Origin of the sequence: Pseudoalteromonas sp. PB2-1 (genome assembly GCF_045040605.1) — a bacterium.
In the GTDB taxonomy this organism is placed as follows: domain Bacteria; phylum Pseudomonadota; class Gammaproteobacteria; order Enterobacterales; family Alteromonadaceae; genus Pseudoalteromonas; species Pseudoalteromonas arabiensis.
This window is the reverse complement of record NZ_CP090667.1, coordinates 567,773-582,500: the sequence shown is the minus strand read 5'-3', so window position 1 is coordinate 582,500 and position 14,728 is coordinate 567,773. Positions and strand designations below refer to the sequence as shown.

The window sequence follows — 14,728 nt, the reverse complement described above, 5'->3', positions numbered from 1 at the left end:
TCAACACTTAATTTTGAGAAAAGTTACTTTTTCAAGCAATGTTTCAAAATTTAGTTTTACTTGACACCCTGAGTTGCTCTTGCCTCGCTAAGCGTTGCTGTCTGCCGTCTCAGTGGGGTCGCATTATAGGGATGCAGCGAATTAACGCAAGCACTTTTTCAAGAAAACTTTAAAAAAACTGCCTTTTGAATCCTTTTTAATCTAAACACCACAAAAGCGAAACTTTATTAACGCTTCAGTTACTTTTCAGTCGTATTTAAGGCTATAAAAGCACAAAACTATAAAAGCAAAAAAGCCCAGCAATACTGCTAGGCTTTTAAAAAAGTTCGCGTTTTTAAATGTTAAGCAATGCCGTATTGATCACGGTATGCTTTTACTGCGGCTAAATGCTCATCCATTGTGCCTTTCGCTTCTAGGTAACTAATTAAGTCAGCTAGTTTTACAATAGAGATAACTTTAGTACCAAAGTCGCGCTCGACTTCTTGTATAGCAGATAACTCAGCTTTACCTTTCTCTTGGCGGTCAAGTGCAATTAAAACACCACTTAAATCTGCACCATTATCAGCAATGATTTCCATTGACTCACGAATAGCTGTACCCGCAGTGATCACGTCATCAACTAACATGATCTTACCTTTAAGTTCAGAACCTACTAATGTACCGCCTTCACCGTGTGCTTTTTTCTCTTTACGGTTAAAACAGTAAGGTACATCTTTGTCGTGATGATCAGCTAACGCAACGGCTGTCGTCGTTGCAATCGGAATACCTTTATAAGCAGGGCCAAATAATACATCGTAATCAATACCCGCATCTTCAAGTGCCGCTGCATAAAAGCGACCCAAGCGTGCAAGGTCACGACCGGTATTAAATAAACCAGCATTGAAGAAATAAGGACTAGTGCGGCCAGACTTTAAAGTAAACTCACCAAACTTTAGCACCTGTTTTTCGAGTGCAAATTCAATAAACTCTTTTTGATAATCTTTCATAACGAATCAACCTACTTCTTTATTAAGCTAATGCTTGCTTTTGAACGTCGATAATTTCACGAATTGAGTGCTTGGCTAATGTAAGTAGCTCATCAAGTTCATCGAATGAGAAAGGTTCGCCTTCAGCTGTACCTTGGATTTCGATGATTTTGCCCGTTTCGGTCAAGATCACGTTCATATCGGTTTCGGCTTCAGAATCTTCTAGGTACTCCAGGTCACTAATTGGTTGACCTTTATATACACCAACTGAAATTGCCGCAATCATATACTTAAGTGGGTTTGAATTAATCATACCTTTACTACGCATGTAAGTAAGCGCATCAACTAAAGCAACACATGCACCACTGATTGATGCAGTACGCGTGCCGCCATCAGCTTGAATAACATCACAATCGATAGTAATAGTGTTTTCGCCTAACGCTTTTAAGTCAACCGCGGCACGAAGTGCACGTGCGATTAAACGTTGAATTTCCATAGTACGACCGCCCTGCTTACCGCGCGACGCTTCACGACCATTACGAGTATGTGTTGAACGAGGTAACATACCGTACTCAGCCGTAACCCAACCTTTACCTTGGCCTTTCATAAAGCGCGGTACACCAGCTTCGACAGTCGCTGTACACAAAACTTTAGTATTTCCAAACTCTACTAACACTGAGCCTTCAGCATGCATAGTGTAATTGCGTGTAAATGTAACTGGTCTAATTTGGTTAGGTGTTCTTTCGCTTGGACGCATTAACGATCCCCTTAATTCAGAATTTGCCACATTATAAGTATATATACGGACAGATGCCATGTTGATTTACACTATTAACTACAACAGAAAAGTACATTTCAGAAAATTTACGCTAGAGGTTAAAAACTGATGCGGTATAATCAGTCAACTTTGTAAACAAATAACACTAGGAAATCATCCATGATCCACAGCATGACAGCTTATGCGCGCCGCGAAATTAAAGGCGAATGGGGCACTGGCACTTGGGAAATTCGTTCAGTAAACCAACGTTACCTTGAAACTTTTATCCGCGCACCTGAGCAATTCCGTGGCATGGAGCCTGTTATTCGTGAGCGTTTACGCAAACACTTACAACGCGGTAAAGTTGAAGTTTTCTTAAAATTTGCAGCAAACCCTGCCCATGTTGGTGAGCTTAGTATTAATGAATCACTCGCTGAGCAGCTAATAAAAAGCGCACAATGGGTGCAGCAACAAAGCAATGGTGACATCAACCCTGTTGATATTTTACGTTGGCCAGGTGTTATGGAAGCCGAAGAGCTCGACATGGATAGCGTAAATAAAGATTTAATTGCCGGGTTCGATGATGTAATTGAAGATTTCAAACAAGCTCGCGGCGATGAAGGCGCAAACTTGCAAGAAATGATAGCTACTCGCCTTGATGCAATTTTAGAACAAGTAGCCATTGTGGAAAGCCACTTACCAGAAATCGCTAAATGGCAGCGCGAAAAATTAAACCAAAAGCTAGAAGAGCTAAAAACCGACATCGACGAGTCTCGCCTTGAACAAGAGCTAATTTACCTAGCACAAAAACAAGATGTAGCCGAAGAACTCGACCGCTTGAAATCTCACGTTAAAGAAACCAAAAAAATCTTAACTAAGGGTGGCGCGTGTGGCCGACGCTTAGATTTTATGATGCAAGAGTTTAACCGTGAAGCAAACACGTTAGCATCAAAATCTATCAACAGTGACATCACTAACGCTGCGGTAGAGCTAAAAGTGTTAATCGAGCAAATGCGCGAGCAGATCCAGAATATAGAGTAAGGTTCATTAGCGCTCACAAATATTCATAACCACCTGAAAAACCTCGCTTTATAGCGAGGTTTTGTTTTTTATCGTTCCGTATTTTTTCATTCTGTTTCATCCAATTGGTGAGTATTGTGGTGAGTATTTTTCACTGCTAGTCTCAAACTACTGGTGAGTACAAGAGGTGAAAAAATGCCAAATTTAACAGTTAAACAAGTCAACATACTTGCTAAAGGTCAGCATAGTAAAACATCCGATGGCAATGGATTGTCCTTCGTCGTTCCCAAGCGTGGCGAACCTTATTGGTCCCTGAGATATACCTTTAACGAAAAGAGGAGGGAAAAGTCTCTGGGTAAATTCGGACAACTGACACTGGCTGAAGCTCGTGGTGAGGCTGAAACGATCAGAGCCATGCTCAGAGAAGGCATTGATCCACTATCATTGAGCTCTCTGTCAAAACATAGCGGGATGACTTTTAACGAGCTATTTCAAGATATGTATGAAAATAAGCTGCTCAAACGATTAAAAAGGCCTGATATTCCGAAAAGTAAATATGACAACAATGTAGCCAAATTCATTGGTCACCTTAAAGTTGAGCAGGTTAATGCGTTTCACATTAGAGATATCCTAAATATCATTGCCGACAGTGGGCGAACTACAGTGGCGAATGATGTACTCGATCTACTTAAAAACCTTTTTAAGCATGCTATCCAATTGAATATTACACTCAACAATCCCGCATCTGCATTCAGTTATAAAGATGCAGGAGGGCATGAATCCTCTCGGGAAAGAGTATTAACTATTGATGAAGTGGAACAAGCATTCAGCGTATTCAGAAAATATCCCGAGTCTTTTACTCGCGACAACTACCTGGCTTGCTGTTTGTTGGTGGTTTTAGGAGTACGTAAATCTGAATTAATTCAGGCTCCATGGCATGAGTTAGATTTAGATAACGCTGTTTGGCATTTACCCAAAGAACGTACCAAGAAAAACTTTAGAGCGATCAAGATTCCTTTACCACCACTCGCTGTAGAATGGCTTAGAGAACTAAAAGTTCGATCACATGGGTCAAATTATGTATTTCCAGCTAGGCGCAAGAGCACTAGACCATACATGGGCCCAGATACTATCAACAGCGCAATAAATTCACTGTTCGGAATAGATAAAAGTAAAAAAGTTCAACCGCCAAACCGTATGGGTGACTTGGAACATTTTAGAGTTCACGATCTTCGGCGCACTTTCAGATCTACCGCGGCCGGGATGAAGTTTCAAGATGATCATTTAGAACGTTGCTTAAATCATCAAATCAGTAAATTAGATGAAATTTACAACAAACATGACTTCTTTGAAGAGAGAAAGATAATTCACATGAAAGTATCAGAAAAATTGAGCTATTTTTTGTAAAAATATTACAAAAAGGAAAGCCCCCGATAGCAATGCTACCAGGGGCTAATATCTTACGCTTTATGTCGATGAACTAGCACCATTACTAAGATGGGAGAAGAACTATTCGACTAGCTAAATACAATAGTAAATTATCTTGACGCATGTGTCAAAATAATTTCGTACTACAAGTCTTTTTCGTAAAAACTTGATAGTATGCCCAAAAATATAAAAATAGATAAGAATCCTCAATATGCCACATGATTATGATTATACTGAGCCCAAAAAGTTAATTAGCTCAGCAAGGCTTTCAAGTTATAAAAATTCTTTAGGGTTAACTAGTGATGCGGAGCTTCTTGGTGCTTACAGTTGGAATTTAACTTTAGTGGGTTCTTTCTATCCACTTATTCAACTAATCGAAGTTGCACTACGGAATGCAATCAACGAAGTAGCGAAAAACAATATAACAACTGACGGGCAATTCTGGTTTGAAGCAATTCCTTTTACTCAAGAAAAAAATGATCATGGAGACTTGTGCAACCCTGAACAAGTTAAAAAGTTTAAAGAAAAGCTCAAAAATGCAAAAAAAGAAGCCAAAAGAGCCTTAGAAGATAAAGGTAGAAACCCCGAAACTGTTACCTTAGATCAAATCATTTCCAAGACCGACTTTTCAGCATGGGAATATATTTTAGACAAAAGCTTTTACGATGGTGGGAATAACAGCTACCTATGGCCATCAAAATTGACTAAAGCTTTTAGAAAGCTACCTAGAGTGACGGTGAAAAGCAATCCTATGTTTCATCAAAGAGATGCGTTACGGAGGCGAATTGAGGAAGTAAGAGGTTTTAGGAACCGTATCTCCCATAACGAACCAGCTTGGCGCATTAGTGATGTGAACTCCCCGGAGGATGCAATAGCAACCCTTACTGAAAAATTAGATAATATGTTAGAGCTCTTATATTGGATATCGCCAAAGTTTCAAAAATATGTTCGCGATGTTGGTTTGGAGTCGAGAGTTAGACAAGTACTAAACTTACAAGAGTTTAATCGATATATTCATGTGTTTGAAACATATGATATAGAAGACTTGGAAGGCCTTATTGAACTAGTTCAAAAGGCCAATCAAGACAATAGCCGCTTTTATGTCAAATTCGGAGCTATTCCGTCAATCATTGCTCCTTATAACACTCCATTATTACAATGATGAAAATCTATTCCCATTAATCCAAAGCAAGATATCAGACAGCAACCAGCGGGCTTTCCCCTTGCCAACGCTGGAAGCTGGCGGGGTTTCTCCCGCCTTTTGCATACGCCACCAGGTAGTGCGGCTAATGCCGGTTCTGCGGCAGCGCTCAGTCTCGCTTATCAAGCGCTCTTCTTCGCCATAAAGTTTTAAAATACCCGCTCTTTTTTCAAATAGCTCGTTATTCATGGTCGTCTCCTAATTCCACGCGATTCTTTAGTACCCAAGCATCAACTTCTTCTCTCTTGAAAAAGGTTCGCCGCCCTCCAAGCTTGTAGCTGGGCAACCCGTCCCGTACTTGTTGCCGCAAGAAATTTGGGCTTAGTGCTGTGTACTGAACACACTCATCAAATGTGAGGAACTCTTTGCTGTTGAGCGCTACTTTGCAAAGTTGGTTTTCAATAACGCATTTTATTTCGTAAAATAGTTGGTCAGTAAGCATTAGTAATTCTCGCTCTGGGAAGCTGGGAAAGTGGGATTAGCATTACTATTCAATGAGTTATCATTTGTATAAAAATGGGATAGATCCACATTTTCACCGCATTCGCGACAGATTTTCTCAGGAAAAAGCTTAATAAATCGCTCTGCTCCTATTTTAAATGTGCGTCGCGTGCCCTCATTGGAAATAGCCCAACCTTTTTGAAGCATGTAATGGACTGTTTGACTGTATTCATGAGCAACGGACTCAATTACTTCCGATTTGAATAACTGCTGAGGGATGTACCAAGCCAGTTCAGGCTCTGACTCGAAGAATCCTATGCTCCCGTTATGTGACTCCCCCCGAGGACTCAGACTATGGCGCCACTTATTGATTAGCTTGATAAGCTTCTTAATAATTTTCTTACTTTCTGAATTTTCAGTGCTATTACGGTCATCTAACCAAATTGTTGCTACTTGTTCTAATGCATCTTTAGCTTCACCCAAGTGCCATGGCAACAATCCTAAATTTATGGCAATTTCCCCCGCGGCCGCTAGCAGAGCAAATTTATCTAAAACGTTATTAGCTTGGCTCTCAATGTTTTTTGGCCAAGGCCACTGCTCCCGAATATCTTTGTACTCTTTAATAACTTCATTGTTTGGGCAATCAAAATCTGAGAGAGCTTCCACCCACGATTTAATGAAAGTTCCATGGTATTTACCTATGCTGGCTGATAAGTACTCTGCAAATTCTTTAGCCGAAGTAAATCCATGAGTATTTTCGAAAGCATCATATTTGCTAAATACTGGAACCTCTATTAACCGGACTGACTGCCCTGCACTAACACTTTGATTAATGCCTAACAAAAGCTCTTCAAGGGTAAGCTCCCCGGTACTAAGAAATATTGTGCGCCAACGATAACGCTTATCTAGTGCGCCATCTTGTTGGCTTCTTAGTTTTGATACGCCATTACACAAATGGTAAATTAACTGACCTATCTCTTGCGCGGGGCACTGCTTAAATTCATCAAGACAAAGCAACATGTTATTTCGCGCACGAGCGATAGACTCAATACCGTTAGAAGTAGAGCTCCAAGTCTCCCAGTAAGTTTGATCTGAATAGATACTTGCTGCCACTTTCATCACTGTAGACTTGCCTGATTTTGAACTACCGACAATTTGTATTCCAAAGCTCTCTAAATCAGTCCATCCAATAATAGGGGCCGCAAGTGCAGTACATACAGCAAGAATCATGATTGGATTGCCTCGGCAATACTTTCCTATATTTTGTTGCCAATCCAACAATGAGCCGGATTCAACTAAGCTGTCACCTGCAAACTCACCAACATAAACTGCTGGAGTATCGTATTGGCCTATACTCCAATCCGGTGTCACAAATTGCCTATCAACCCAACCACTTTGCCTTGCGCTGTAAGCATGCAGATTACAAGGAGTTTCAATTAGGTAGGCTAAAAGAGATTCCCACGAGTTTTTTCCTGGCGTGATTTGAAAACCAGACCTAAGCAGCCTCTTTTTAAATTTTTTTGCGAAGTTGTCATCAACTTCTCCCATTGGCAGTACTTCTCGAATTGGTAAGCCAAAGTAGTTTTTCCACTCTAAAAGGCGGCCGAAGTCATCTCGCTTATCATGGGAAGAGACAATAGCTTTCACTTCTATTGGCCCAGATATTTTTTTCTCTTCACCACTGCTAGTGTATGAGTAAATACCATCGGGTTTTGTCTTTAGCATGAATTTCACCTCTCAAAATCAACACATTTATATTGCTTGAATCATTGAGAGTTAGGTTGACACGGTTTGAGACAGCTTGGATCGGAAAAACCCACCTTACTTTCGGGTAGTTTTCTTAGCCCTTTAAAAATGCGGTTTCCAGTAAAGTAAGGAGGTAATTTTCACTCTAATTTGGTATGAAAATGCTACTTTTGGACGCCAAGAATTAGGCATGCCTAATTTCTTGGCTCAAAAGATTGGATATCAGTCGAATTTATTGATGTTTTTCCGGTTTAAATGGAATAAAACAGCAAAAAATATCACCATAGCTAGAATTAAACCACATCCTGTTAGTAAAGGAGCCATATCTATATTTTCCCATCTTTAATTGCTTCAAATAGGTCATGCTTTAGTTTGTCGTAGTGGCGAGTTGCGCGAATAGCCAGCACCATTAACACCCACATTTGAAACCATTCATAATCAGTCATAAGTACACCTTAATGTCTCGTATTACCCAAGTAGATATTACCTTCCCAATTACAAAGCTCTAAAATCCAGTTACTAATTTTCAACCGTTTAGCTGGGTTAAGGCCTGTGAAAGGAAAGAAAACCTGATCGCTGCGACTTTTAAACGTGGAAAAGGGTTCTAGTCGAATATCCCAAATATCGCCATGCTCATTCATAACATCAAATGCAAACGCTTTTTGTGTGGTTAAAGCAATGAACATCTCTTCTTCCGTTTCATTGCCAAGATCAACCTCTAAACCTAATGGTTCACACTCGCCCTCAATACCAGCTAAGCGAATCTCCAGTTCATCGTATACAGGCTTAAATGGCCAAAGATCTTTATTTATCATTATTTCCCCTTTCAAAATTAGGCATGCCTAATTCATAGGTAGGTATCGTAGAGCTCGCCACGAGCTTTAGCGTCTTCAGCTTCTGCGCGAGTCATCTCTTCACCATCAGCAATAATGTTACCCATACCATCATCCAATTCATCTAGCTGGTTATTTTCTTCAGAAACTGATAGCAAAACATCAACAACACCTAGTGCCACCAACCCTGTTACTTTTAACGCTTTTTTCCACATATGAGACTCCTAAAATTAGGCATGCCTAATTCGGTCGATAATTGGTCTTGCCTTTAGTTAAGCTAATAAATCCTTTTAAATCAATATGGAAGATGTCTCACACGTTAAAATTTGAAACTTTAAAAACAATAAATTTCATGTATTTATAGTAAATCATTCAAAATATACACTTTTACTTTTCTCAAAAAATAAGAATAAATAACTAGCTTTTTACTCAGTTATTGCCATCCTATTAATGCTTAACTCATAAGCGTTAATTTTTAAATCAATCTGATGGAGTAGAATTATGGCTGTTAAACATGTGCCAACTGGAATTGTTCACAAAGGAAGTAAAGGTGGAACAACAGGATGTGGTTTTGATACTAAAAAGGAAGCTACCCACTGGGTAGACACCCACTCTAAAATCAACTGCGATAAAAATGGATGTAAAAACTGAGGATTAGTAGAGCAATAAACTAGGGCGAAGTTAGTTTATTCGCCCATTCAAAATTAGGCATGCCTAATTTTAACTGCCCAAGTACGCATAGGTAATCTTCAAACGTTCATGACCTAACTCTTGGCTAATTTGCTCACGGACTTTGGTATCGTGCTCATAATCAGTGGGCGACAGTTCTCTTCTATGTGGGCCTCCATCGGCAGGGCATTTCCAACCTGTAAGCTCTAAATAACGCTCCCTTGCGTAATGATGACGCAGTCCGTGATTTTTATTTAATCCAACTCGAATTGTTTCGCGGTCGTACTGTTCCATTTGTGACTTATAGTTTTTGTCAGGTTCGATAAGTGCGCCTTTAGTAACAGCTGCAATATCACGAATAAGCTGTCGTTGAGATTCTTTTAAGATCGGAATTTTGCGGTATTTGCCACCCTTAGCCCATGAGCCTTTTATTTGTAGAGTGTTAGCGTCTATCAAAGCATAAGATAAGCTGAATTTCATACACTCCTCTTTTCTAAGCCCAAATTCTTGCTGCAAACGCAGGGAAAGCTTGATTAGGTCACTTTTGATCTTGGCATGCTTATCCATGTCTAACGTTTTTGACTTGCCAATGGGGTTGTTGCGAACTCTTGGAATGCCATAATCATCATTACTACGTGAACAGATATTAGGCTTACCTATTTTTTCGGCAATCCAACGCAGAGCGGCCATTCTGTTTTTAATCGTTTTGGGTGCTAAACCTTCATCTTGCCAGCGCGATACAAGGTGATTGATATGTTTGGTTTTAAGACCTGATGGATCTCTTAATCTATAACCATGGCTAAGTAGTTGTGTTGCTGCAAGGTTTAAAACTTTGCTTCGGGTAGCTCTAGTGCTAAAGCTACTTTCGCGGTGTGTGTCGTTTACCATTTGGTGAAGTCGATATCCTAATTGGCTCATTTCATGTTCCTCATAAATTTTAAAATTGATTTTGAAAGTATTGAGAAAAACACCAAACCGAAGACCAGGGGGCGAAATGCCAAAATAGGTAAGTTTTAAAGCCATATGAACGGTGCGTAACCGAGCATATTGTCATAAGACATAAAGGCTAACTGGTCTAAAGCAACAAAGCTGAGCCGTGTGATTTCTGCTGAAATACAGCGCGAACTACTGTGGTTTATATTTGTGTTGTTTATAGTGGGGTGGTCGTGTGACCCATAATGCTGCGAATGCAGCTCTTCAGGAACGTGTTGCGGGCAGTGAATACGCCCTTTTTCTTTGTGCTCATTTCGAGCTAGTTCATAATTAAAATTATCACAGTGATCAGAGATTGCAACACTTTTTTGAAGCGCTCAAATCTCCATCCCTCTTCTGGCCCTGCAATTTTTCAAGGCGGATTGGGATCGAGGCATCATGAGCAGTGGCCTCGATGGGCGACTCTGCGAGTCGTCCCTACCTCTTTCGAGTAGGGACGACTCGTCACCAATCCGCCTAAAAAAACCGGGGAAAACTTAGGGGGGTTTTTCTGACGCACAATGTAGGAAGGTCAGGTATAGTTCAAATCAGTGGCTGCACACCAGCCCCGTCTACTCTACAGACGACCTCTACCTAGGTGGCCGTATGGCTAATGGTACAACCGGGCGTTGCCCACGAGGTGAGTAATCCAAGTAGGTGTTTTTAGGGTTTTTAGCATCTACCGTCTCAAAGGATAGTCGTATCTAAATAGATACGCGGCCTTAAATACTGTCAAGGCGACAAAGGTGTGCAGCTGCTTTTTTAAAACCTGAAATCTATTAACCATATACAGCATCATGAAACACCGATGGGTAGTGATTTAACCTTTCAGAAATCCTATCTCTAAATTTTTCGAACACTGATGTATCAAAAGATTCAATTGGTTGCTCAGCATTGCGAATTATATTACCAATATCTCTGGCAATGATACGATCAGCTAATCCCTTTGAATAAAGCCATTTCTCTAATTCATCATCTAAGCCAACTCTTAATGAAGCTTGCAACCTCCTAAATGAATCTGAGGTATCAGGAATTGCATAAATGCTTTCTAGCAAATCCGCGCAAGCACCAACTAATAGCATCGCGTCATATCCTAAGCAACTGTCACATATCTCTATGATATTTTCGATTTTTAGTCTTCGCTGTTGTGTATTAGCTTTAAACTTAAAGCCATTTTGCACTGACTGACGCAGTATTTCTTGGTAAGAGATTCCAGAGCACCATAGACGTGCGATAAAAAGCCCGGCCCCTTCACCTAAAAGCTTGCCTAGATTGTTATTCATCCCTAAATCTTCAATAACCGGCCAAATAATTTCTAATAATTTTTCTAGTGAATGCTCTTCCTTCAGAGCCTCAATATTTTCATTTAGCCATGCTTCTAGCTTTTCAAGCTCTTTAATACCTAAAAGGGCTTTCCCATAAAAAGCACGCTTCTCTGGAGCTATATCGCGGACTCGCTCTGCAACAATAGTAAATACAGTTTTTAATTTTTTCTTTTCATCATTGTTTGCAATTGAATAGGCAAAAGTATCAGTCGAAAGCTCGGCCAGCGCTTCTTCAGTAAGAGTGTCATCACTGCTATTTGCCAACAGGAAACTCTCTAAACTCTTAATGAAACCAAGCCGATACTCCATTTGCTTTATTAAGGATGATATATCTAAATTTTGCTGGGTTGCGGCCTTTAAGCAAAGCTGTTCGTACTTTTCAGGTGACTCCAAAAATTTAATTGGATCAACATTAAAAGGGTCATCGTGAAATGGCTGTACTAAAGTCAAAAGGCTACTAGTACAGTGCTCTGACTTTGTAGGGTCCAGCAACGCACCAACCTGGTCCCACTGTCGTCTTTTTCCAGTTCGCCTCTGATCAAACAGTTCCGTATCTGCAAAAATAATACTCCCCTCAGTGTGTTTTCCAGCTCTTCCAGCTCTACCTAAGAGATTGTGAAAATCGCGCGTTGAAATGAGCTTTTCCCCTTGAAAAACCCCCGACACTACCAAATATTTAATTGGCAGGTTTACACCTTGAGCTAAGGTTGACGTACAAATAACGCATTGACCGAACCCTTTATCCATGGCGAACTCAACTGAAATACGCAAACCGTTTGGGATATTGGCACTGTGAGGAAGTATGCCTTGCTGAATCGCTTTGGTTACTACAGACGAGGCGCCCAGGTGAAGCTTTGCCAAGTGTCCAATTTTTTCAATTTCTTTCCGATTGCTATTGACTATCGGAGCACGAAGCTCCTCAACTCTATCGAGAGGTTTAATTACCTCACGACATATTTTAATAACGGAACTTTTTTGCCCACAAAATACAGCTACTGGTCCATGTTGTGACAGTTTAATTCCAAGGTAAGCTGCAACTAATGATTTATCATCTCTCGGTGGGAAAAATCTCTGAACAGTCTCATTCCCCTGTAAGGGTATGGGTAATGATGCTAATACTCTAGGGACGAAGAACTCTTCTGAATTAGGATTCAACGGCTCAACGTAGTGAAATTGGCCAAGCCCAGTTCGCCAGCTACTAAACGCTACACTGCGCTCAGTTGATAAACATTCTGCGCCATTAACCACCTCACCTTCGCCAGCATATAACCAGTCACCTATTGACGCTGCATTAGATAGTACTGCTGAAATAAGTAGGTGCTGCGTATCAGACCGCAGTTTTTGCTTCAGGCTCGTCAGAAGAAGTTCATAAGTTACTCCTCGAGAGCCTGTATCAAATTGATGCCCTTCGTCGTAAATAACCAGTGAGATAGCCTCAGCCAATTCAGACTTATGGCGAAGCAAATAAACTAGCTTTTCCGGGGTAGCAACAACAATAGAAGGTGAAGGAGTTATCGCTTCATTAGTTTCAAATAGTTGAGAGAATAGGGCAATATCAAATTCATCTATCTGCGGAACATCGTTTAGCTGGTTAACTAACACTTCCTCGTCTTTAAAAGCTGCGTTCAGCGAGTCAGTAATTTCTCTACACAACGATCTAAAAGGAGCGATAATAACGGCTGTCGATGCTCGTTCAGATAAAAAAGCAGAGCGAATAACTAATTCTGCTGATTTAGTCTTTCCAGCACTTGTTGGTAGTTGAACTACAGCAGATGTTCCTCTGAACACCCCGGCTTCACCTAGCAAGCGTTGCGCAGGCCATAACTCATTTATAAAGGTCTCTTTGGAAAGGGCTGTTAACCATTGTTCTAACGGTAGGTCAGAATAGGCCGGTAGCAGGTTAATCGATGAATTCTTTAGCTTCCTCATTACTATCGAAGCAATGATATCCGCTATGAGTAACTCTCGATCTGTGCCATTTGAATGGAAAAATGTCCTCATTTCACTCACTAATCGGCGAATGAAAACTTGATATTCGTTTAACTTAGGTGCCGATGCCTTACCGCTCATGTACATTGCCATAGCAGTGTAGAAGCTTTGAATGACCTCCTGAATTGGGGCCCCCTCTCCATACAATTGAGGCCCTTTCTGCCCAAGTAACAACCAACTTAAGATGTTTTCTAGTCCTGATTCAGTAAGGAGCTCTCTTTGCCGAGTTTTTTCCGCTAATACTGCTGCGCTACCAGGCATATCTGCTAAATAGTAGGATGCAGACCCCAGCAGGCACAGGTAATAATCATAGTTTGATTGCAACTTTGACCCTACAAGCGCATCAAAGTATCTAGCTGCGTTTCTTAGCTCTAGCCGACGTTGCTCAATATATTCAGGATTAACCTCTTCAGACAACTCTTCCCGACATAAATCACCAAGTATTGCGATAGTCATAAGAAGCAATTCATTTGGTGACTCTAATAGGTGAATATGATGTTCTTCATCCAAACCAAATTCGTACATTTTGGCTTTCGATTTAGTTATCGATAAAAGCTTGAGGGATTTATTTTCAAACCTCATGGGCAGCCCTCTCGTAAAGTGCGTGAGCTAACGCCATCAATTCATGACCTTGAATCGCCAACAATTCAAGATCATCCGAGTGCGGATGTTGTGATGTATCTGCACTCGCAAGTAAAGTACCATCATATGCACTATCAGAACACACTGCTGCTGCACCAAATCTTAATCTATACGGTTGGTTAACTGAGTCCTGAAATCGGTTTATCATTCCTACACCATCAGGCTCATTACGGTCTATCATACGCTGCTTAATACCATTTAGTGACTCAGCTAAACGCAAATGGTCCTTTGCAGAATGGTCAACCGCTTCTTGAAGCATAGACTTAGCGCCTGGACTTAATTTAGCTTTAACTTCGTAAACAAGGAGCTCGTCGCTGCTAGGCTGTCCATCAACCTGTTTAAAGGCTAGAACATCAGATCCCTTGGTGGATTCATTTGGTACACCTTTACGGTCATATCGAGTTCTCGGAACTTTATAACCATGTAAAAACGTCAAATAATCTGCGACGAGAATTTCGGCAAAATCCCCCGCTCGAATACTCGGACCAGGTGCTACTGTTTGATTGGGAAACTTCATTTCTAGCAGGTATTCAGTGCGAGACTGTCCGGGGGCTTTAAGCATGTCAATCTCAGCATCACTACAGTAATGGTTTCTAAAATGCTTTGCCCACGCGGCCATTTTCATTTGATCATTAACATCATGATGAAATCGATAAATTTTTGCTTGCTTGCCACACTGAAGTGTCAGTGTTTGACCAGTGTCTTGGAGCCACTGAATATGCTCATTTGTCCATGGCATT

General features: G+C 40.7%; 13 protein-coding genes. 4 read left to right on the top strand and 9 right to left on the bottom strand.

Translation table 11 applies throughout. The annotated features are described in order from the left end of the window. Window positions 1-341: 341 nt before the first annotated feature. Together pyrE and rph are read right to left on the bottom strand one after the other, a co-directional pair. The gene (gene pyrE / locus L0Z67_RS02765; RefSeq protein ID WP_054554229.1) at window positions 342-986 is read right to left on the bottom strand and encodes an orotate phosphoribosyltransferase; all 645 of its coding nucleotides are present in this window, start codon (window positions 984-986) and stop codon (window positions 342-344) included. Between the two features lie 22 nt (window positions 987-1,008). Next, complete coding sequence (gene rph, locus L0Z67_RS02760) at window positions 1,009-1,722, bottom strand: ribonuclease PH (protein ID WP_193988314.1); 714 nt, start codon at window positions 1,720-1,722, stop codon at window positions 1,009-1,011. A gap of 180 nt (window positions 1,723-1,902) precedes the next feature. On the opposite strand from rph, the gene L0Z67_RS02755 reads away from it, so the two are divergent. The 3 genes from L0Z67_RS02755 to L0Z67_RS02745 all read left to right on the top strand — a co-directional run bounded on the left by L0Z67_RS02755 (window position 1,903) and on the right by L0Z67_RS02745 (window position 5,332). Beyond that, window positions 1,903-2,763: a YicC/YloC family endoribonuclease gene (locus L0Z67_RS02755; RefSeq protein WP_062567428.1), complete on the top strand. Its 861-nt coding sequence runs from the start codon at window positions 1,903-1,905 to the stop codon at window positions 2,761-2,763. 174 nt (window positions 2,764-2,937) lie between these two features. Then, complete coding sequence (locus L0Z67_RS02750; RefSeq protein ID WP_405128441.1) at window positions 2,938-4,149, top strand: tyrosine-type recombinase/integrase; 1,212 nt, start codon at window positions 2,938-2,940, stop codon at window positions 4,147-4,149. Between the two features lie 232 nt (window positions 4,150-4,381). Further along, on the top strand, window positions 4,382-5,332 hold the full coding sequence (locus tag L0Z67_RS02745; RefSeq protein WP_182797693.1) for an Abi family protein: 951 nt from the start codon (window positions 4,382-4,384) through the stop codon (window positions 5,330-5,332). Here the strand turns inward: L0Z67_RS02745 and L0Z67_RS02740 are convergent. From L0Z67_RS02740 to L0Z67_RS02725, 4 genes are all read right to left on the bottom strand, one after another. After that, the gene (locus tag L0Z67_RS02740; protein ID WP_182797694.1) at window positions 5,324-5,560 is read right to left on the bottom strand and encodes an AlpA family transcriptional regulator; all 237 of its coding nucleotides are present in this window, start codon (window positions 5,558-5,560) and stop codon (window positions 5,324-5,326) included. The genes L0Z67_RS02745 and L0Z67_RS02740 overlap by 9 nt on opposite strands. Before the next feature lie 252 nt (window positions 5,561-5,812). Beyond that, the gene (locus L0Z67_RS02735) at window positions 5,813-7,537 is read right to left on the bottom strand and encodes a DUF927 domain-containing protein (RefSeq protein ID WP_405128440.1); all 1,725 of its coding nucleotides are present in this window, start codon (window positions 7,535-7,537) and stop codon (window positions 5,813-5,815) included. Between the two features lie 476 nt (window positions 7,538-8,013). Further along, window positions 8,014-8,373, bottom strand: a complete 360-nt coding sequence (locus tag L0Z67_RS02730) for a hypothetical protein (RefSeq protein WP_405128439.1) — start codon at window positions 8,371-8,373, stop codon at window positions 8,014-8,016. Window positions 8,374-8,405: 32 nt separating this feature from the next. After that, window positions 8,406-8,606, bottom strand: a complete 201-nt coding sequence (locus L0Z67_RS02725; protein ID WP_405128438.1) for a hypothetical protein — start codon at window positions 8,604-8,606, stop codon at window positions 8,406-8,408. 286 nt (window positions 8,607-8,892) lie between these two features. Between L0Z67_RS02725 and L0Z67_RS02720 the strand changes: the two genes are divergently transcribed. Then, complete coding sequence (locus L0Z67_RS02720) at window positions 8,893-9,042, top strand: hypothetical protein (RefSeq protein ID WP_405128437.1); 150 nt, start codon at window positions 8,893-8,895, stop codon at window positions 9,040-9,042. 69 nt (window positions 9,043-9,111) lie between these two features. Here L0Z67_RS02720 and L0Z67_RS02715 read toward each other — a convergent pair whose 3' ends face one another. The 3 genes from L0Z67_RS02715 to L0Z67_RS02705 all read right to left on the bottom strand — a co-directional run bounded on the left by L0Z67_RS02715 (window position 9,112) and on the right by L0Z67_RS02705 (window position 14,727). Further along, window positions 9,112-9,978 carry a phage integrase N-terminal domain-containing protein gene (locus L0Z67_RS02715; RefSeq protein WP_405128436.1) on the bottom strand — a complete coding sequence of 289 codons (867 nt, stop codon included), beginning with the start codon at window positions 9,976-9,978 and terminating at the stop codon, window positions 9,112-9,114. Window positions 9,979-10,811: 833 nt separating this feature from the next. After that, window positions 10,812-13,928 carry a DEAD/DEAH box helicase gene (locus tag L0Z67_RS02710; RefSeq protein ID WP_405128435.1) on the bottom strand — a complete coding sequence of 1,039 codons (3,117 nt, stop codon included), beginning with the start codon at window positions 13,926-13,928 and terminating at the stop codon, window positions 10,812-10,814. Then, on the bottom strand, window positions 13,918-14,727 hold the full coding sequence (locus L0Z67_RS02705) for a Hachiman antiphage defense system protein HamA (protein ID WP_405128434.1): 810 nt from the start codon (window positions 14,725-14,727) through the stop codon (window positions 13,918-13,920). Before L0Z67_RS02705 ends, L0Z67_RS02710 begins: the two co-directional genes overlap by 11 nt. Window position 14,728: the final 1 nt, after the last annotated feature.